The organism is Cryobacterium breve, assembly GCF_027594785.1.
Classification (GTDB): Bacteria; Actinomycetota; Actinomycetes; order Actinomycetales; family Microbacteriaceae; genus Cryobacterium; species Cryobacterium breve_A.
Genome location: NZ_CP075584.1, coordinates 3,783,058 through 3,800,793 on the forward strand (window position 1 = coordinate 3,783,058; position 17,736 = coordinate 3,800,793).

General features: G+C 66.5%; 20 protein-coding genes and 4 pseudogenes. 19 read left to right on the forward strand and 5 right to left on the reverse strand.

Annotation, left to right across the window (positions count from 1 at the left end):
• Nucleotides 1-22 precede the first annotated feature (22 nt).
• From KIV56_RS20700 to KIV56_RS18395, 8 genes and pseudogenes are all read left to right on the forward strand, one after another.
• A pseudogene (locus KIV56_RS20700) lies at nt 23-295 on the forward strand (carboxymuconolactone decarboxylase family protein); the annotation flags it as partial.
• A 307-nt stretch (nt 296-602) separates the two neighbouring features.
• Entirely contained in the window at nt 603-779 is a 177-nt protein-coding gene (locus KIV56_RS20705; protein WP_432432649.1) for a carboxymuconolactone decarboxylase family protein, read from the forward strand.
• Nucleotides 780-816: 37 nt separating this feature from the next.
• Nucleotides 817-1,182, forward strand: a complete 366-nt coding sequence (locus KIV56_RS18370; RefSeq protein ID WP_281534544.1) for a DUF2255 family protein — start codon at nt 817-819, stop codon at nt 1,180-1,182.
• Between the two features lie 172 nt (nt 1,183-1,354).
• Nucleotides 1,355-2,401, forward strand: a complete 1,047-nt coding sequence (locus KIV56_RS18375) for a zinc-binding dehydrogenase (protein ID WP_281534545.1) — start codon at nt 1,355-1,357, stop codon at nt 2,399-2,401.
• A 53-nt stretch (nt 2,402-2,454) separates the two neighbouring features.
• Nucleotides 2,455-2,857, forward strand: a pseudogene (locus tag KIV56_RS18380) (cupin domain-containing protein).
• A 164-nt stretch (nt 2,858-3,021) separates the two neighbouring features.
• Nucleotides 3,022-4,488 (forward strand): MFS transporter, encoded by a 1,467-nt coding sequence (locus KIV56_RS18385; protein ID WP_281534546.1) that lies wholly within the window; start codon nt 3,022-3,024, stop codon nt 4,486-4,488.
• A 62-nt stretch (nt 4,489-4,550) separates the two neighbouring features.
• Nucleotides 4,551-4,694 (forward strand): annotated as a pseudogene (locus KIV56_RS18390) (macro domain-containing protein); the annotation flags it as partial.
• A gap of 222 nt (nt 4,695-4,916) precedes the next feature.
• On the forward strand, nt 4,917-5,858 hold the full coding sequence (locus KIV56_RS18395) for a patatin-like phospholipase family protein (RefSeq protein ID WP_281534547.1): 942 nt from the start codon (nt 4,917-4,919) through the stop codon (nt 5,856-5,858).
• Nucleotides 5,859-5,888: 30 nt separating this feature from the next.
• Here KIV56_RS18395 and KIV56_RS18400 read toward each other — a convergent pair whose 3' ends face one another.
• Nucleotides 5,889-6,371: a cupin domain-containing protein gene (locus KIV56_RS18400; protein WP_281534548.1), complete on the reverse strand. Its 483-nt coding sequence runs from the start codon at nt 6,369-6,371 to the stop codon at nt 5,889-5,891.
• Nucleotides 6,372-6,578: 207 nt separating this feature from the next.
• Between KIV56_RS18400 and KIV56_RS18405 the strand changes: the two genes are divergently transcribed.
• Nucleotides 6,579-6,737, forward strand: coding sequence for a hypothetical protein (locus tag KIV56_RS18405; RefSeq protein ID WP_166787437.1), 159 nt, complete (start codon nt 6,579-6,581; stop codon nt 6,735-6,737).
• Between the two features lie 189 nt (nt 6,738-6,926).
• Here the strand turns inward: KIV56_RS18405 and KIV56_RS18410 are convergent, their stop codons facing one another.
• The gene (locus KIV56_RS18410) at nt 6,927-7,577 is read right to left on the reverse strand and encodes an alpha/beta fold hydrolase (RefSeq protein WP_281534549.1); all 651 of its coding nucleotides are present in this window, start codon (nt 7,575-7,577) and stop codon (nt 6,927-6,929) included.
• A 109-nt stretch (nt 7,578-7,686) separates the two neighbouring features.
• Here KIV56_RS18410 and KIV56_RS18415 point away from each other — a divergent pair, with 109 nt between their 5' ends.
• From KIV56_RS18415 to KIV56_RS18455, 9 genes are all read left to right on the forward strand, one after another.
• The gene (locus KIV56_RS18415; RefSeq protein ID WP_281534550.1) at nt 7,687-8,079 is read left to right on the forward strand and encodes a VOC family protein; all 393 of its coding nucleotides are present in this window, start codon (nt 7,687-7,689) and stop codon (nt 8,077-8,079) included.
• Between the two features lie 101 nt (nt 8,080-8,180).
• A complete protein-coding gene (locus KIV56_RS18420; protein WP_348648422.1) occupies nt 8,181-8,504 on the forward strand; it encodes an ArsR/SmtB family transcription factor in 324 nt (107 codons plus the stop codon).
• A 14-nt stretch (nt 8,505-8,518) separates the two neighbouring features.
• Complete coding sequence (locus KIV56_RS18425) at nt 8,519-9,499, forward strand: SRPBCC family protein (RefSeq protein WP_281534552.1); 981 nt, start codon at nt 8,519-8,521, stop codon at nt 9,497-9,499.
• A 56-nt stretch (nt 9,500-9,555) separates the two neighbouring features.
• Complete coding sequence (locus tag KIV56_RS18430; RefSeq protein WP_281534553.1) at nt 9,556-10,074, forward strand: O-acetyl-ADP-ribose deacetylase; 519 nt, start codon at nt 9,556-9,558, stop codon at nt 10,072-10,074.
• Nucleotides 10,075-10,143: 69 nt separating this feature from the next.
• Nucleotides 10,144-10,590, forward strand: coding sequence for a GNAT family N-acetyltransferase (locus KIV56_RS18435; protein ID WP_281534554.1), 447 nt, complete (start codon nt 10,144-10,146; stop codon nt 10,588-10,590).
• Nucleotides 10,591-10,653: 63 nt separating this feature from the next.
• The gene (locus tag KIV56_RS18440; protein ID WP_281534555.1) at nt 10,654-11,361 is read left to right on the forward strand and encodes a histidine phosphatase family protein; all 708 of its coding nucleotides are present in this window, start codon (nt 10,654-10,656) and stop codon (nt 11,359-11,361) included.
• A gap of 9 nt (nt 11,362-11,370) precedes the next feature.
• Complete coding sequence (locus KIV56_RS18445) at nt 11,371-11,943, forward strand: DUF3090 domain-containing protein (RefSeq protein ID WP_281534556.1); 573 nt, start codon at nt 11,371-11,373, stop codon at nt 11,941-11,943.
• Nucleotides 11,943-12,761 (forward strand): SCO1664 family protein, encoded by an 819-nt coding sequence (locus KIV56_RS18450; RefSeq protein ID WP_281534557.1) that lies wholly within the window; start codon nt 11,943-11,945, stop codon nt 12,759-12,761. Before KIV56_RS18445 ends, KIV56_RS18450 begins: the two co-directional genes overlap by 1 nt.
• A 146-nt stretch (nt 12,762-12,907) precedes the next feature.
• On the forward strand, nt 12,908-13,858 hold the full coding sequence (locus KIV56_RS18455) for a pseudouridine synthase (protein ID WP_281534558.1): 951 nt from the start codon (nt 12,908-12,910) through the stop codon (nt 13,856-13,858).
• Between the two features lie 9 nt (nt 13,859-13,867).
• Here KIV56_RS18455 and KIV56_RS18460 read toward each other — a convergent pair whose 3' ends face one another.
• Together KIV56_RS18460 and KIV56_RS18465 are read right to left on the reverse strand one after the other, a co-directional pair.
• Entirely contained in the window at nt 13,868-14,338 is a 471-nt protein-coding gene (locus KIV56_RS18460; RefSeq protein WP_281534559.1) for a GNAT family N-acetyltransferase, read from the reverse strand.
• A gap of 51 nt (nt 14,339-14,389) precedes the next feature.
• Complete coding sequence (locus KIV56_RS18465) at nt 14,390-15,211, reverse strand: alpha/beta fold hydrolase (protein ID WP_281534560.1); 822 nt, start codon at nt 15,209-15,211, stop codon at nt 14,390-14,392.
• A 124-nt stretch (nt 15,212-15,335) separates the two neighbouring features.
• Between KIV56_RS18465 and KIV56_RS18470 the strand changes: the two are divergent.
• Nucleotides 15,336-16,708, forward strand: a pseudogene (locus KIV56_RS18470) (NAD-dependent succinate-semialdehyde dehydrogenase).
• Nucleotides 16,709-16,784: 76 nt separating this feature from the next.
• Here the strand turns inward: KIV56_RS18470 and KIV56_RS18475 are convergent.
• On the reverse strand, nt 16,785-17,636 hold the full coding sequence (locus KIV56_RS18475) for a Cof-type HAD-IIB family hydrolase (RefSeq protein ID WP_432432577.1): 852 nt from the start codon (nt 17,634-17,636) through the stop codon (nt 16,785-16,787).
• Nucleotides 17,637-17,736 lie beyond the last annotated feature (100 nt).

Sequence of the window (17,736 nt, forward strand, 5' to 3'; positions counted from 1 at the left end):
TGATCCCGGAGGCGTGAGCACCATGGCCATCAGCGAAGAGGCACAGAAGAACCACGACGTGCTCTTTCCCGGTCACGTGTCGACCCTGAAGCAGACCGATCCCGAACTCATCGAGTACTTCGACAACTTCGCCTTCGGCGATGTGCTGGCCGAGTCGACCCTGGACACCCGGACGCGTCTCATTCTGCAACTGGGCTCGATGATCGCGTCGCAGGCGCTGGGGGAGTACCGCGTCATGCTCGGGGCGGCGCTCGGAGCCGGCGTCACGCCGGTCGAGGCCAAGGAGGTCGTCTACCACGCGGTGCCCTACGTGGGGATGGCGAAGGTCTTCGACTTCCTCCACGCCACCAACGAGATCCTCGTCGAACGCGGCGTCGAGCTCCCGCTCCCCGGGCAGTCGACGACGACCCGGGACACCCGCGCCGAGAAGGGCCTCGCCATTCAGAAGGAGATCATCGGGGCCGACCGGATCGACGCGATGTACGCCAGCGCGCCCGCCGACCAGCTGCACATCCAGCGCTTCCTCTCCGAGAACTGCTTCGGCGACCATTACACGCGCACCGGCCTTGATGCGCCGCTGCGCGAGCCTGCTCACCTTCGCGATGCTCATCTCCCTCGGCGGATGCGAGCCGCAGGTCGGCGGGCACGTCGCGGCGAACGTCGCGGGCGGCAATACCCGGGCGATCCTTGTCGACGTGCTGACGAAGCTGCTGCCCTACATCGGCTACCCGCGCACCCTCAACGGGCTGCGCATCGTCAACGAAGTGACACAACCGTGAACACTCGGGCCGGTGCCTCAGAGGAAAGGAACGAACTGTGAGTGACTGGACGGCGACGGAGCTGGACCGCATCGGAAACGCCGGGGAACTACGCGTGGCCGGACTGCGCGCCGACGGAACCCTGCGGAAGCTCGTGACGATCTGGCAGGTGCGGGTCGGCGACGACATCTTCATCCGCTCGGTCAACGGCCCCGACGCGGCCTGGTTCCGCGGGACGCAGGTGCTCGGGCAGGGCCGCGTCGAATCGGGAGGCGTGAGCAAGGACGTCACCTTCGAGCGCAGTAGCGATCACGACCCCGAGATCGACGCGGCCTATCGCGCCAAGTACGGCAGCGGCAGCGCCGTACGCGCGATCACGTCCGACCTCGCCGCCAGCACCACCCTCCGGGTCAACCCGCGGTAGGGCACGATGACGTGAGGGGTACTGACAAGACGGGTTCTGACAGGGTCTCCCTCACGCTCCCGGAGCGATGTCTACTTGAAGGACGCACGAAGACGTGGGCTGGTCGCCGCGTCTGAGTCTGTGCACGGAAGAAGGTCCACCCTGTGTCACCACTGATTTGGGAGAGACTTCTATGAAGGCAACGTTCATGTACGGCGCCGGCGACGTCCGCGTCGAGACCGTCCCCGACCCCGTCATCCAGCAGCCGACCGACGCCATCGTGCGCACGGTCCTGGCCTGCGTCTGCGGTTCGGACCTGCACCCCTACCACTCGCTGCCCGCCTCCGGGCAGGGCCTCTCGATGGGTCACGAGCTCATCGGCATCGTAGAGGAGATCGGCTCCGCGGTGACGAATGTCGCCAAGGGCGACTTCGTAATCGTCCCCTTCGCCTTCCAGGACAACACCTGCGTCTTCTGCCGGGAGGGCTTCCAGACATCGTGCGTCCACGGTGGCTGGTACGGCACCCCGGCCGCGGCCGGCCTGCAGGCCGAGCTCGCGCGCATCCCGCAGGCAAATGGGTCGCTCGTCGTCATCCCCGGCGGGCTGGCCGGTGTCGATGAATCGCTGCTTGCCTCGCTCCTCACCCTGTCCGATGTCTACCTCACCGGCTATCACGCCGCCCACATGGGCAAGGTCCAGGCCGGCAAAACCGTCACGGTGATCGGCGACGGCGCGGTCGGGCTCTCGGCCGTGCTCGCGTCCAAGCAGCTGGGCGCCGAGCGCATCATCCTGATGGGCCGCCACGAAGTGCGCACCAACCTCGGTGTCGAGTTCGGGGCCACGGATGTGGTCGCCGAGCGTGGTGCCGAGGGCATCGCCCGGGTGATGGAACTGACCGGTGGAGAAGGTTCGCACATCGTCATCGAGGCCGTCGGACACCTGCCCGCCTATGAGCAGGCTTACGGCATCGTCCGCCCCGGCGGCGTGATCTCCCGGGTCGGGGTGCCGCAGTACGAGGACGCCCCGATCGGGTTTGGCTCGCTGTTCGGCAAGAACGCCACTCTCACCGGTGGCCCTGCTCCCGTACGCGCCTATCTGGACGCCGCACTGCCCCAGGTCCTCGCCGGAACCATCAACCCGGGCAAGGTCTTCGACCGCAGCGTGCGTCTGGACGATGTCGCCTCGGGTTACCAGGCCATGAACGACCGCACGGCGCTCAAGGTCCTCGTCACGCCGTAGGAATCCGCTCAGAAGCAGGCTGCCGAACCGGGCACAACAATCAAGGAGAACCAATGCAGATCGAACCGATTAAAGCCCACCCTCAAGAATTCGGCCGCGCAGTTCGCCGGCGATGTCTGGGTCGACTTCGTCGCCACGCCCCACACGGATGACCAGAGAATGACGGTCGCCATCGTACGATTCGCCCCGGGCGCCCGCACCGCCTGGCACTCCCACGCCCGGGGCCAGTACCTCCGTGTCACCCAGGGAGTCGCCCGTTTCGGCGGACGCGACGGCAGCATCATCGAGGTCCACCCCGGTGAGACGGTATACGCGGCTCCCGGCGAGGAGCATTTCCACGCCGCAGCCGAGGGCAACTTCATGGAGCACATCGCGATGCTCGAGTCCGGCGATGACCCCGCGAACACGACCGTCTGGCTCGAGCACGTGACCGAGGACGAGTACCGCGGCAGGTGAGCCGGCCGGGCTTTCCCATCTAGAAAGGAAACGCTCCTGAGGATTCTCGGGAGCGTTTCCGTGTTTCTCGGGGTCTCCATCCGCCGTCGCGTCGTGACAGGTACTGCCAATACCCGGAACGATGGCCACTGCCACAACGTTGAGGCTCACGATTGACTGAAATCGTGACCACAACAACAACCGACTCCGCCGTGAAGACGAGCGGCCCGACGCCGCACCGCACGGCGATTCTCGCCATCATTCTGATCAGCTACTTCATGATCCTGCTCGACAATTCGATCATTTTCACGGGACTGCCCTCCATCCAGCGGGCCATGGGCTTCAGCGCGTCTGGTCTCGCCTGGGTCCAGGACGCCTACACACTCACCTTCGGCGGACTTCTCCTTCTGGGAGCGAGAGCCGGAGACATCCTCGGCCGCCGCCGCGTGTTCATCATCGGCCTCGTCATCTTCAGCATCGCTTCCCTCCTCGTCGGGGCCGCCTCCACCGGCGAGTGGATGATCGCCGCCCGCGCCCTCCAGGGAGTCGGCGCCGCCATCGTCGCTCCCGCGTCATTGTCCTTGCTCACCGCCACGTTCCCGGCCGGCCATGAACGCAATCGGGCGGTCGCTCTCTACTCAGCCACCGCAGGAATCGGGGCGAGCCTGGGGATGGTCATCGGAGGAGTTCTCGCCGACCTCGTCTCCTGGCGAGCCGGCTTCTTCATCAATATCCCCATCGGCGCCGTCATGATCGTCCTCGCCTCCCGGTACCTGATCGAACAGCCGCGGCGCCGCGGCACATTCGACGTCATCGGTGCCATCTCCTCCACCGTCGGCATCGGTGCGATCATCTTCGGCATCATCACCTCGTCCGAGGGCGGTTGGGGCTCACCGGTGACGATCGCGAGCCTCGCCGTCGGCGTGTTGCTCCTGGTCCTCCTCATCGTGAACGAGGCTCGGGCGGAGCAACCAGTGATGCCCCTGCGCCTGTTCGCGAGCCGGCATCGTTCCGGTGCTTACGCCATCCGCTTCCTGTATCTGGGCGCCATGATGGGGTTCTTCTTCTTCATAACCCAGTTTCTGCAGGACGCACTCGGCTGGAACCCGCTCGAAGCGGGCCTGGGATTCCTTCCGATGACGGTCGTCAACTTCGTCGTGGCCATGTCGGTCACGAGGCTCAGCCGCCGGATGCCGACGATTCTGATGCTCACCCTCGGGTTGCTCGTCACCGCGCTCGGCATGGCCTGGCTGAGCCAGGTCACCATCGACACCAACTACGCTCTCGGCGTGGGCCTGCCCATGCTGCTGATCGGTCTCGGACAGGGCCTGACGTTTGCGCCGCTGACTGGTTACGGGATCTCAGGTGTCACCGGCGAGGACGCCGGTGCCGCGTCGGGCCTATTGAACACGGCGCATCAGCTCGGCAGGCTCCGTCGGGCTCGCGCTCCTCGTCGCCGTGGGCGTGAGTGCAACCGCGTCGACCTCGGAAGCGGCCGCCGTGGTCGCGCGCGTCAATTCTGCGCTTGTCGGAGCCAGCGGCCTGCTCATTCTCGCCGTGGTGGTCGCGATCCTCGTGATCCTGCCCGCAGAACCGCGCCGACGCCGGCTGTCCCCGGACGATGCTGGTCTCACCGCACACGCCGGTATTGAGTAACGCCTCGCTGGGTGAGAAGAAAAAAGGGCGCTGCGCCGAAAATTGGTAACGCCGAATCATGGCACTCATAGAGCTGGCCCGGGGAGACATCACCGTGATCGCGACGGACGCCATCGTCAACGCCGCGAACCACACACTGCTCGGTGGCGGGGGAGTGGACGGAGCGATCCACCGGGCAGGCGGTCCGGCGATGTTCAGTGCTCACGCGATCGACGCGTTCCGGCTGGCCCTGGCCCGGCTGGGCTGAGACTCGGATGGTACGAGCGCCCGCCGCCAGCTAGAATTCTCCTGTACGTGACACGATCTGAGGAGGTGAACCCGATGCACACACTGTCCACTCCGGGCGCTCCTTTCGAGTTCACGATCGCGCGACTGACGTAGCCGTCGCGGGGAGCGCTTCACGCACTCTCAGAAAGCTACGACTATGAATCAACACCATGTGAACAACGCGACGAAGCCATCGAATGACGTTTCCCGACACCCCTCCCGCACCGCCCTGGTCCTCGGTGGCGGCGGATCGACCGGAAACGCGTGGCTGATCGGGGTCATCGCCGGTCTGTATGACGCCGGTCTCGACGTGACCGACGCGGATCTGATCATCGGGACCTCGGCCGGAGCGACCGCTGCGGCTCAGCTCACGGGCGCAAGCCCGGCCGATCTGCTGGCTGACGCTCTGGTCGCCGTGGCGCCGCGCAGCGCGGGACCGGCCGGTTCTGGCGGACGTCGCGCTCAGGGTGGTCCAGTGACCGATCATCTGGAGGGTCGCCGCCGAATCATCGCCGCCGCAGAGGATGCGGCCGACATGCGTCGCAGAACGGGTGCCGTTGCGCTCGACCTCGCCACAACGTCCGACCCGTCGACGCAATCGCGGTGGCGTGCCACCGTCGCATCTCGCCTGCCCAGCCAGCACTGGCCCGCACGGAGAGTGTTCATCACCGCGGTCAATGCCGACACCGGTGCCCCGGTGGTGTTCGACCGGCACAGCGGGGTCGATCTTGTGGACGCCGTGGCCGCGAGCTGCGCCAGTGGCTTCGCCTACGGTGTCGACGGCGGCCGGTACATCGACGGTGGGTACCGGTCCAACGCCGAGAACGCCGATTTGGCCGCCGGGTACGAGCGGGTCCTGGTGTTGTCACCGTTCGGCGGCCGGGCACTGACACCCGTGGAGTGGGGCCAGCATCTCGCAAGCCAGGTCGACGCGCTGCGCGCCGGCGGCAGCCGGGTGGAAACGATCTTCCCCGAGAGCAGCGCCGACCACTTGTTCGGCGCCAGCGCGATGGATGTCTCGTTGCGCCCGTCTGCTGCCCGAGCTGGATATGACCAAGGCCGTGTCCGTGCGGAGAGGCTTACTGAGTTCTGGCGCTGAACGACGCCGCCCCAGAGCTCAGGAGAGCGACTAGGAGCTCGCTTCCTCGTCGGGGCGGGACGAGGCGGGTTGCTGTGTCCAGGCGGGCGGAGTGTCCGTTCCGGCTTCTTCGTCGGCAGCGGCGTCGGCGGCCGTTTTGTGGATATTCCCGGCGGCGTGGTGGACCGGTGCGTAGATGACGTAGAGGTTCATGGGTCCGTCACCGATATTGGTGACGTTGTGCCAGGTGCCCGCGGGGACGAGGATGCACCACCCGTCGGAAACGTCCTGCTCGAAATCGAGGTTGTCTTTCTCCGGCCCCATCTGTGCCCTCCCGGCGCCCGCATCGAGGCGCAAGAACTGGTCGGTGTCGGGGTGCATTTCTAGTCCGATGGATTCTCCGGCAGGGATGCACATCAGGGTGACCTGCAAATACTTTCCACTCCAGGCCACGGTTCGATAGTTCGTGTTCTCGGTGGTGGCGGTTTCCAGGTCGAAAGAGTCGGGGTTGGGGCCAATGTCGCTGCGAGTCATGGTGGAGGTACCTTCTTCTCGGGTCGGGGGCTTACCTCCAGTCTCGTTCAATCGGCCCTGGTCGGCTACCGCCCAGGGTCCCTGCGACGTCGATGCCCGTGAGTAGGCTGGATCATGGCATCGTGTACCGAATCACTCATACACACGTCGCTGGTTGCCCCAGACCCTGGCAGGCTCCGTTTTTCTCGCACGTCAAGGGAGCAACAAATGAATCTCTTCGTCATCGTCGCCATCATCGCGGTCGTCTTGCTGGTTGTGGGTGGTTTCGTTCAAGCACTTCAGTTCCTGCTCTGGGTTGGTGCTGTCCTCCTGATCATCGCAATCATCGGGTGGGTCCTTCGCGCAGTGAGGGGAAGTAACCGCTGATTCCGTAGACCGGCCCGGCTCACCTTCCCGGCTCAGCCTGAGTCTCGAACGAACCAATCGTCGAGGAGCGCCGAGAACAGGGCCGGGCGCTCGTGCATGAGGGCGTGACCGGCGGCATCCACGACGGCCAGCGTCGCGTGAGGGTAGGACGTGAGTAGTGCGGTCGCATCGGCATGACCGACGATCGAGTCACGCCGTCCCGCGAGGATCAGCGTCGGCGCCGCGAAGACGTGCGCGTCGAGTCTCAAGGGGCCATCGGGCGAAAAGCCGTCCCAGTGCGTCCTCGTCAACGAGCGTCTGCCCGGGCACGACTCCGTCACGGTAGCGGCGAGCCGTTGCCCGGGTGCGCACCACGAAGTACTCGTCGAACCCCGCACGGAGCGCAGGCTCGAGCTCGTCGTACGCATCGGCATCCTGACGCACCACCTCCTGGCTCGGAACGTCCCGGCCGGTCTCGGCGGCCGGGCAGACGAGAGCCAGGCCGCGCACCGCATCAGGTCGCCGGGCGGCCACCCCGCGAGCCAGATAGGCGCCATAGGAATGGCCCAGCAGCAGCGCGGGGCCGGCGTCCAGGTGGTCGAGGAAGGAGCACAGCGCAGTCACCACATCGGCGTTTCCGGTCAGTCCGACGGCCGTGGAGAATCCCATGCCCGGGAGATCGGGATAGATCCGCCGAAGTCCCCACCTTTGCGAGGCGGCACCCTCGCCGATTCGGAGAGCGTCTTCGACCGCGGCCTCGATCTCGCGATGATCCACACCTGCGCCATGGAGCGCAACCAGCGGCACGCCCTCGCCATGCGCGACGTAGTGGATGAGGGCATCACCGATCCGGTACTCCACGCCAACACCATAGTGAGCCGTTCCGAAACGGGTCAAGGTCAGACCCTGGCCTGGGTGACACCGCCTGGGCGGCCGACACCGGATGCCGGTGAGAGGGTATTCTGCCGGCATGAATCCGAGACTGTATGCGTACCTCAGCTATGCGGATGCGCCGGGAGCCCTCCGCTGGTTCTCCGACCTGGGCTTCACAATAGTCAGTCGGCAGGACGGCGAGGCGGGCCAGGTCGTCCATTCCGAGGTCCGTCTCGGCGACGTGGTGCTGATGATCTCCAGCAATGATGCCGCGTATTCGATATCGCCACTCATCGGACGTTCCACCGGTCGCGGCCTCTACCTGTTCGTCGACGACGTGGACGCCTATTTCGACAGGGCTCTGACGGCCGGTGCAATGTCCGTCTTCGCGCCGGAGGCCACCGAATGGGGAACCCGGCGAGCGCGGGTCCTTGATCCAGAGGGAAACGAGTGGAGTTTCGGCACCTACGAGCCCGGAAGCGCGTGGTGACTTCACAAGATCGGTTGTGACTTCACAAGATTGGTTGCACGACTTGTGTCCCGTGGGTAATATACAATCAAATGGTTGTATTAGAGCTTTCCGAACAGGATGTGAACCGCCTCTTCCGCGCCCTCGCAGACGCGACGCGGCGGGATATCGTGCGCCGCACGCTGGTGACCGATATCTCGGTGTCGCAGTTGGCGGATTCCTACGAGATGTCCTTCGCGGCCGTGCAGAAACACATTGCCGTGCTGGAGGAGGCCCATCTCGTGACGAAGGCAGCACGCGGCCGTGAGCGGATGGTGCGGGGAAACCTCGTTCGCATTCGCCAGGCCCAGCGCCTGCTCGACCACTTCGAAGAGCTCTGGCGTTCGCGCATGGAGCGCCTCGACAGCCTGCTCGCTGAAGGCTCTCCGGATTCACCTGACACCTGACCGAAAGGATCATCATGCCCGTCACCTCCGTCGAGAAAGACCTCGACCAGCTCACGATCACGATTGTCGCCGACTTCCCGGTGCCGCTCCGCCGACTCTGGGATGCGTACACAGATCCGCGCCAGATCGAACGGTTCTGGGGCCCGCCGACCTATCCGGCCACGTTCTACCGGCACGACGCTCTGACCGGGGGACGCAGTGTGTATGCGATGACCGGGCCGGAGGGCGATACGCACTACGGCTGCTGGGACTGGACCTCGACCGATGCTCCCCATGCGTTTGAAGTGCTTGACCGCTTCTCGGATGCGGCGGGAGTGCCGAACCCCGACCTCCCCACCACCCGAATGGACTTCGCTTTCGAGGAGACGACCGGTGGCAGCCGACTGAAGACGACGTCGTACTTCGACTCCCTCGACCAGATGCAGCAGCTCATCGAGATGGGAATGCTCGAAGGCACCCGCCAGGCGATGGCCCAGATCGACCAGGTGCTGGCCGACCTGGCGTCCTTCGCCGCCGACCACCTGGCGGAGGCGCAAATCCTCAGCGACACCCAGGTGCGGGTGGCACGGGTGATCCACGGCACCGTCGACCAGGTGTGGCGGGCCCACAACGATGCCGCCCTCATGAAGCGGTGGCTTCTCGGACCGGACGGTTGGTCGATGCCCGTCTGTGAGATCGCGACAGCCGTCGGCGACAGCTACCGCTACGAGTGGCAGCGGGACGGCGGCGAGGAGCGATTCGGTTTCACCGGTGAGCTCCTCGAGTCCGTCGAACCGCACCGTGCGGTCACGACCGAGGCGATGATCGGGATGGACTTCCCGGCAACGCTCAACGAGCTGACCCTCACGGAGGTCGAGGGCGGAACCCTGCTCTCCCTCGTCATCACCTACGCCAATGCAGAGCAACGCGACGCGGTGCTTGCCACCGGCATGACCGGCGGAATGGAGACCAGCTACAAGCGTCTCGAGGGGCTGTTGCAGCCGACGCTGGCGTAGCTCCGGCCACATCAGACTCGTGCGTCTCCCGTGCACGAGGTTGGTAACGTCGGATCATGGCACTCATCGAGCTGGTCCGAGGCGACATCACGGCGCTGCCCGCGGACGCGATCGTCAATGCCGCGAACCACACGCTGCTCGGGGGCGGGGGAGTGGACGGCGCGATCCACCGGGCCGGCGGCCCGACCATCCTCGCGGAATGTCGCCGGTTGCGTTCCACGACACTGCCGGACGGGCTGCCGACCGGTGCCGCCGTTGCGACCACGGCGGGGCTCCTCCCCGCCCGGTGGGTCATCCACACCGCCGGACCGATCTGGGCGAAGACCCTCGACCAAGCAGACCTGCTCGCCTCCTGTTACGTCGAGTCGCTGCGGGTCGCCGATGAACTCGGTGCCCGCCGCGTGACCTGTCCCGCGGTGAGCGCCGGCGTCTACGGCTGGCCGATGGAGGATGCGGCGCGTATCGCCATCGAGACGGTGGCAGCGAGCTCGACGGCCGTGGATGTCGTGACGTTCGTACTGTTCAACGCTCACGCGATCGACGCGTTCCGGTCGGCCCTGTCCCGGCTGGGCTGAGATGAGACAGCGACAGGCCGAAAGCCAGACGGCACCTCATACTGGCCTCGCCCGACTAGTATCACTGGCGTGATCGAGATCAGGGTCGCGCTCCCGGGTGAGGTCGGAGCGCTTGAAGCGTTGCAGATGCGGGCCTCGCTGGCCAATCCGGGGGACAGGGATGACATCCTCGCCCACCCGGATGCGGTGAACATTCCCCTCGAGCAATTCACCAACGGGTGGGTTTTCGCCGCGGTGGATAACGACCAGGCCATCGGGTTCGCCGCAGTCTTTCCCCGCGCGGACGGAGACTGGGAACTCGACGGCCTGTTCGTCGAACCCACGGTCTGGCGGTCGGGCGTGGGAAGGAAACTTGTCGAATATGCGGCGACCTACACGGCGACAGCCGGCTCATCGGCACTCCATGTCGTCGGGAACCCGCACGCCGAAGCGTTCTACCAGGCGTGCGGGTTCACCACCGTCGGTGCCGGTGAAACGCGGTTCGGGCCGTCGATTCTCATGACGCTCGTCGTGTAGATCCCGGCACGCCGACCTCGGTGGGGTTGCCGACGCGGGCCGCCGACTCCCTAGGCTGTACGCATGGCCACAGTCATCCTCGTGCGGCACGGCCGCACCACCGCGAATGCCGGCGGACTCCTGGCTGGTCGATCTCTCGGGATCGGCCTCGACACGCTTGGGCGCGCTCAGGCCATAATCGCCGGGGAGCGGCTCGCCGTCGTGCCGCTGGTCGGCGTGGTCTCGAGCCCGCTGCAGCGTTGCCGCGAGACCTCCCAGCTGATCCTCGACCTCCAGGTCGGCACGCCCGCGACTCCCGTGGACGAGGACATCACCGAGTGCGACTACGGCGACTGGCAGGGCCGCACCCTGATGGACCTCGCTCTAGAGCCCCTCTGGCCGGTGGTGCAGGCGCACCCCTCCGCGGTCATCTTTCCGGGCGGCGAATCGATGGCCGCCATGCAGGCGCGGTCGGTCGCGGCCATCCGCCGCCACGATGCGATCTTCGAGGCCGAGCATGGTCCGGGCGCGGTGTGGGTCGCGGTGAGCCACGGTGACATCATCAAGTCCGTGCTCGCCGACGCACTCGGGATGCACCTGGACCTGTTCCAGCGGATCAACGTCGGACCGGCATCCGTCTCGATCGTGCGCTACGGGCCCCAGCGTCCGAGTGTCCACGCGATCAACACAGACGCCGGCGACCTGTCCTGGCTTGCGGCGGCCGGTCCGGTGGCCGATGCGCCGATCGGCGGTGGGGCCGGCACTCAGCGGCCACGGGAATCCGGAGCCTAAAATATCCCCATGCCTACAATCCTGCATGAGTTCGACTGGCCGGACCGGGTCGTCGTCGGTACAGTCGGCCAACCAGGGTCGCGCACGTTCTATCTGCAGGTGCGGAGTGGAACTCAGATCGTCAGCATCGCCCTGGAGAAGCAGCAGTCCGCGCTCCTTGCCGACAGCATCGACGAGATCCTCGACCAGTTGATGTCCACAGAGGGCAACCCGTTCAGCGTCCCCATGACGACGCCGGTGGAGCTCGTCGACAACGAACCGCTCGAGCAACCCGTCGAGGAGGACTTCCGCACCGGCACCATGACGCTCGGCTGGGACCCCTCGACCGTACAGATCGTGATCGAGGCGTTCCCGATCGTGGTGGTCGACGAGGAGGATCTCGGAGATGACCCCCTCGCCGTCGTCGATGCTGCAACGGTCGACCCCGAACAGATGTTGCTGTTGCGGATTCCGGTCGGCACGGCCAGGGCCTTCGCGAAGCGCACCCACGAAGTCGTCGGCGCCGGGCGCCCCCTCTGCCCGCTCTGTGGTGACCCCATCGACCCGGACGGGCACGACTGCGTGCTGCGCGACGAGGCCTGATGACGCCGGGCTCCGGCGAGCTCGACCCAAGTGGGCTTGAGCGCGATGAACTTGAGCGCGATGTGCTCGAGCACGGTGAGCTCGAGCTTAGGGGCCGGATCACGACGGCGTCGAACGCGACGTTCCTCGGCGGCATCGGCGGAGTACCGGTGGTCTACAAGCCCGTCGCCGGCGAGCATCCGCTCTGGGACTTCCCCGACGGGACCCTCGCAAACCGGGAGGTTGCGGCATACCGCGTCTCTGAGGCCTTCGGGTGGAACGTCGTGCCCCGGACCTGGCTGCGTGACGGTCCGATGGGCCCGGGGATGGTGCAGTTGTGGCAGGACGCGGATCCCGAGCAGGACGCCGTCGACCTCGTGCCTTGGGCAGTCGGGCCGGGCGAGGGCTGGCGCCGGGTCTTCGACGGCCGCGACGAGCAGGACCGGGCGGTCACGCTCATCCACGAAGACTCAGTCGCCCTGCGCCGGATGGCCGTTTTCGACATCGTCGTGAACAATGCCGACCGCAAGGGAAACCACATTCTCGCCATGCCGGGCGGCCACCGGCACGGAGTGGACCACGGGCTCACGTTCCATGTCGAGCACAAGCTGCGCACCGTGTTGTGGGGCTGGCTGGGCGATGAGCTCACCACTGACGAGCTCGACGGGATCGAACGCGTGAGCTCCGGCCTTGCCGGTGCGCTCGGCGACACTCTCGCTGAGCTGCTCACCGCCGCCGAGATCGCAGCCCTGGTCGACCGCTGCGAGCGGTTGCGGTCCGTCGGCCGGTTCCCAGCACCGCGCGGCCAGATGCCCGCCGTCCCGTGGCCACTGTTCTGACGCCCGGCCCTCACCAATTCGACGGAGTTTTTCGGTTTCTTGTGCGTGAGAGCGCGATCTAAGCGCTTTCCGGGCAAAATCTCCGTCGAATTGGTTGGGATGGTCCGCTGCGGCTGACCGTGGACCTCGCCGCGTACGATCAGGGGATGCCCCCGCGTTCGCCCCTTCCGCAACGTCACGGTCTCGACGCCGCCTGGGTCTGCACCCCGGAGCGCGACCCATCCCGGCCGCAGCCGTGGTCGACCATGGGCGCCTGGCTCGCCGAACGGTTGGCCGAGTTCGTCGACGTGACCGGGTTCCTGGTCGGGGAGCGCTTCGCCTACGAAACGGGCACGTTCGTCGTGAGCAGCGACCCCTACCGGCCGCACACCTTCGTCTGGTTTCATCGTGATCTCGCCGCGGAGGCGGTGGTACCGGGGACCATTCACGTGATCCACCGCGACGAACGGCTCGTCGTGATCGACAAACCCGCGTTCCTCTCCACGATTCCGCGCGGCCGGCACGTCGTACAGAGCGTCGTGGTGCGTCTGCGCGCCGAGCTGGGGCTGCCCGAGCTCTCGCCCCTGCACCGGCTCGACCGGGTGACCTCCGGGGTCCTGGTGCTCGCGACCGAACGGCGCTGGCGCGGGGCGTACCAGTCGATGTTCCAGCGCGGCGAGGTCGCCAAGACCTACCGCGCCTTGGCCCCGGCCCGACCGGAGCTTGAGCTCCCCGTGACCGTCCGCAACCATCTCAGCACTCGCCGCGGGCAGTGGCAGGCCGAGGTCGTGCCCGACGCCCCGGTCAATGCCGAGTCGCTGATCGAGCTGGAGACCTCGCTCGGCAGTCCGGCCGTCTACCGGTTGACGCCGAGCACGGGACGCACCCACCAGCTGCGCATGCATATGCTGGGCCTCGGAATCCCGATCATCGACGACCCGCTGTACCCCGTGGTCCGGGACGTCGCCATCGACGACTTCTGCCGGCCGCTGCAACTCCTGGCGAGCGCGGTGAGCTTCACCGACCCGATCGACGGGCATCCGCGCCACTTCGACAGCGTGCGCACCCTGCCGCTTCTCCCGGAGACGGGCGCCTCGGAGACGGCCGCCTCGGAGTGAGCGGGCGAGTCAGCCGAGGGTCTTCTTCATCTTGATCGACGTCGTCTCGTAGTCCATCGTCTCGTAGAGCCGTCGGGCCACCGTGTTGAAGCCGAAGACGCTCAGGCCGAGGGTGCGGGCGCCGTGGGACTTCGCGAACTGTTCCGCGAGCAGCATGGTCTCTCGGCCGAGGCCCTTGCCGCGTTCCTCCTCGTTGATCGAGATGTCCCAGACCCACCAGTCCGAATCGTCCTCACCCTGGGCGCGGCCGATCCAGAGGTAGCCGACCGGGCGCCCCGGGCCGTCGTGCACGTCGAACACATACTGACCGGATGCCGGTTGCCCGCCGGGAAACGAGTTGCCGAGACTCCGAGTGGCCAGGCGATGAGCCTCCGCGGGGGAGCGGCCCAGGCTGATCAGGTCTGACGCGTACTCCTCCGCGCTGCGGCGAAGCCATTTCGGAAGGCGTTTGGGGGACAGGGGTTCCAGGGTGACGGGCACGAGCCGAGCCTAACTCTCGCCAGGTGCCCACCCACACCGTTTGCGCCGGGACTAGGTCGCGAGGAAGGCGAGGATGTCCTGGTCGAGCTCTGCCTGGTAGGCGCCGGAGATACCGTGCGGCGCCCCCGGATACACCTTGAGGGTGCCGTGCTTGACCAGCTCGATCGACTTCAGTGCCGCATCTTTGATGGGGACGATCTGGTCGTCGTCTCCGTGCGCGATGAAGATCGGCACATTCAGGGACGCGAGGTCCGCGGTGAAGTCGGTCTCCGAGAACGCCTTGACGCAGTCGTACGCCGCGGCGAGGTTCACGAGCATGCCCTGGCGCCAGAATTCGCGCTTGGCGCCCTCCGAGACCGTGCTTCCTGGCCGGTTGGCCCCGAAGAACGCTTCGGTGAGATCGATGTAGAACTGGGACGAATCGTTCAGGACGCCCGCACGGATGCCGTCGAACACCTCGATCGGAAGACCGTCCGGGTTGCTCTCTGTCTGCAGCATGAGCGGCGGCACCGCCCCGGCGGTGATCACCTTGGTCACCCGGCCGGCCCCGTGCTGCGCCGCATAGCGCACTACTTCGCCGCCGCCGGTGGAGTGACCGATCACGGCGAGGTCGTTCAGGTCGAGCGACTCGACGAGTTCGGCGAGATCGCGGGCATACGTGTCCATATCGTTTCCGGAATACGTCTTCGCTGAGCGACCGTGCCCACGACGGTCGTGTGCGATGGCACGGTACCCGTTGTCGGCGAGCAATTTCACCTCGACCTGCCAGGCGTCGGACGAGAGAGGCCAGCCGTGGCTGAGGATGACCGGCTTGCCGGTGCCCTGGTCGGTGTAGTAGATCTCGGTTCCGTCGGATGTGGTGAAGTACGGCACGGGGGATCTCCTTCAAGGAATCGTCGGAATGAAAATGACAGGATAGCCCGGCCTCGTTCGTCCCGCCCGGGCAGGTATGCTGCGAGTGCGTTCGGCGCTAACGAGGACACCCAGGGAGAAATTCATGAACAAGTACGTTGTCACCAACCCCGCAACGGGCACGAGCGGCCCCAGCTTCGCGCTGGCGACCGACGACGAGGTTGCGAAAGCGATCGCCGCGGCGGACCGCGCCCACACCGAGTTCTCGCGCCGCACATCCGTCGCCGAGCGGGCGGCACTCATGCAGCGCGTCGCCGACCTGCACACCGAGCGTCGCGAGCACCTGGCCGAGTCTCATCGTGCGCGAAATGGGTAAGCCCGTCGAGCAGGCGCTCGGCGAGGTCGACTTCTCCGCCGACATCTACTCCTACTACGCGACCCACGGTGAGGCGTTCCTCGCTGACGAACCGATCGAACTGCTCGGCGGCGAGGGCTCGGCGTTCATGCGCAGCGCGTCCCTCGGGGTGCTCCTCGGCATCATGCCGTGGAACTTCCCCTACTACCAGGTCGCCCGGTTCGCCGGCCCGAACCTGGTGCTCGGCAACACCATCCTGCTCAAGCACGCCTCGCAGTGCCCCGAATCCGCCGCCGCCATCGAAGAGATCTTCGCGGATGCCGGGTTCCCCGCGGGCGCATACCGGAACCTTTACGCGTCCAACGCCCAGATCTCCGACATCATCGCCGACCCCCGGGTGCACGGTGTGTCCCTGACCGGGTCAGAGGGTGCCGGGGCGGCCGTTGCCGAGGTCGCCGGCCGCAACCTGAAGAAGGTCGTGCTCGAACTGGGCGGATCGGACCCGTTCATCCTGCTCAGCACGGACGACCTCGAGGAGGCCGTCGACGCCGCCGTCGCCGCCCGCCTGGACAACTCGGGCCAGTCCTGCAACGCCGCCAAGCGCTTCATCGTCATCGACGGACTCTTCGACGCGTTCGTGGAGAGCTTCACCGCGAAGATGACCGGCAATGTCCCCGCCGACCCGACCTCGCCGGAAACGACTCTCGGACCGCTCTCTTCCCTCGGGGCGGCAGAGAACCTCGAGGAGCAGGCTCGGACGGGCCGAGGCCCAGGGTGCAACCGTCGTGGCCCGCGGCATCCGCACCGGTGCGTTCTTCTCTCCGACCGTGTTGACCGGGGTCTCCCCGGACAGTGATGCCTACCGCGAAGAGTTCTTCGGCCCGGTCGCATCGATCTACCGCGTGCAGGACGAGCACGAGGCGGTGCAGGTCGCCAACGACATCCCGTACGGCCTGGGCTCGTACCTCTTCACGACCGACCCTGATCAGGCACTGCGTGTCGCCGACCAGATCGAGGCCGGCATGGTGTTCATCAACGGCTCGCTCCTCGACAGCCCGGAACTGCCCTTCGGCGGCGTGAAGCGCTCCGGCTTCGGACGTGAGATGGGACGCTTCGGCATCGCTGAGTTCGCCAACCGCAAGCTCATCCGCATCCTGAAGTAGTCGCTCGCGCCTCGGCCGGGTCCCAATCGGACCCGGCCGACACCGCGTCAGCCAGTCATCCAGTCAGGCAGTCACCTCAACGAGCGCCCTGCAACAGACCGGGGAACGCTGCCAGGATGCTCGTGACCACGCCATCGTCGTCGTTCGACGGGGCGAGGTGTCGGGCGCGGGCACGGATGCTCGGGTGCGCGTTGGCCATCGCGTATGACTCGCCGGCGGCGTCGAGCATTTCGGCGTCGTTGAGGTAGTCGCCGAAGGCCATGGTCTGCTCCTTGCTGATACCGAGTTCGTGCTGGAGGCGCATCAGCGCCCGCCCCTTGTTGACCCCTGGACGCATCACGTCGACCCAGTGTTCGCCCGAGACGACGACGTCGGCCTCGAGACCGAGGCCGCGCAGGGCCGGTCCGGTCCGGTCCTCCGCTGAGGCGAAGTCGTAGATGGCCAGTTTCACCACCGTGTCATCAGAGGATGCGGCGAGCACATCATCGACGACCGCCAGGGCCTCGTAGTACGGCTTGACCTTGGCGAAGAACTCGGCGTCAGTGCGCTCGATATACGCCGTCCGAACCCCGCACACGACGATGCCCACGTCAGAGCCGGTGGCGGCTGCCGTGCGCGCCCACTCGACGATGGCGGGGATGACGGACAACACGACGGGTTCCAGCGCGATGCTCGAGCCGTCGCGCACGACGTTCGTGCCGTTCTCCGCGATGAACACGAGGCCCTCGCGCTCGCCGAACGTCTCCCGCAGGGTCTGGTACTGGCGTCCGCTTGCGGGGGAGAACATCACTCCGGCGCGGAGCAGCGCCTCGAGCACCGGCCAGAAGTCGTCGGGCACCCGACCGGAATCATCGAGGAGAGTGCCGTCCATGTCGGAGACGATCAGGCGGATGTCGGCGGGGTCCTGGAGGTGAGTCACCCTCTCCATTATCGAGGACGGCGCGGGGTACGGGGACCGTCGACAGCGGGCCGGCCCCGTGCACCCCTGTTCCGGCGCCCTACTCGGCGCCCTTGTGTGCTTCCGGTCC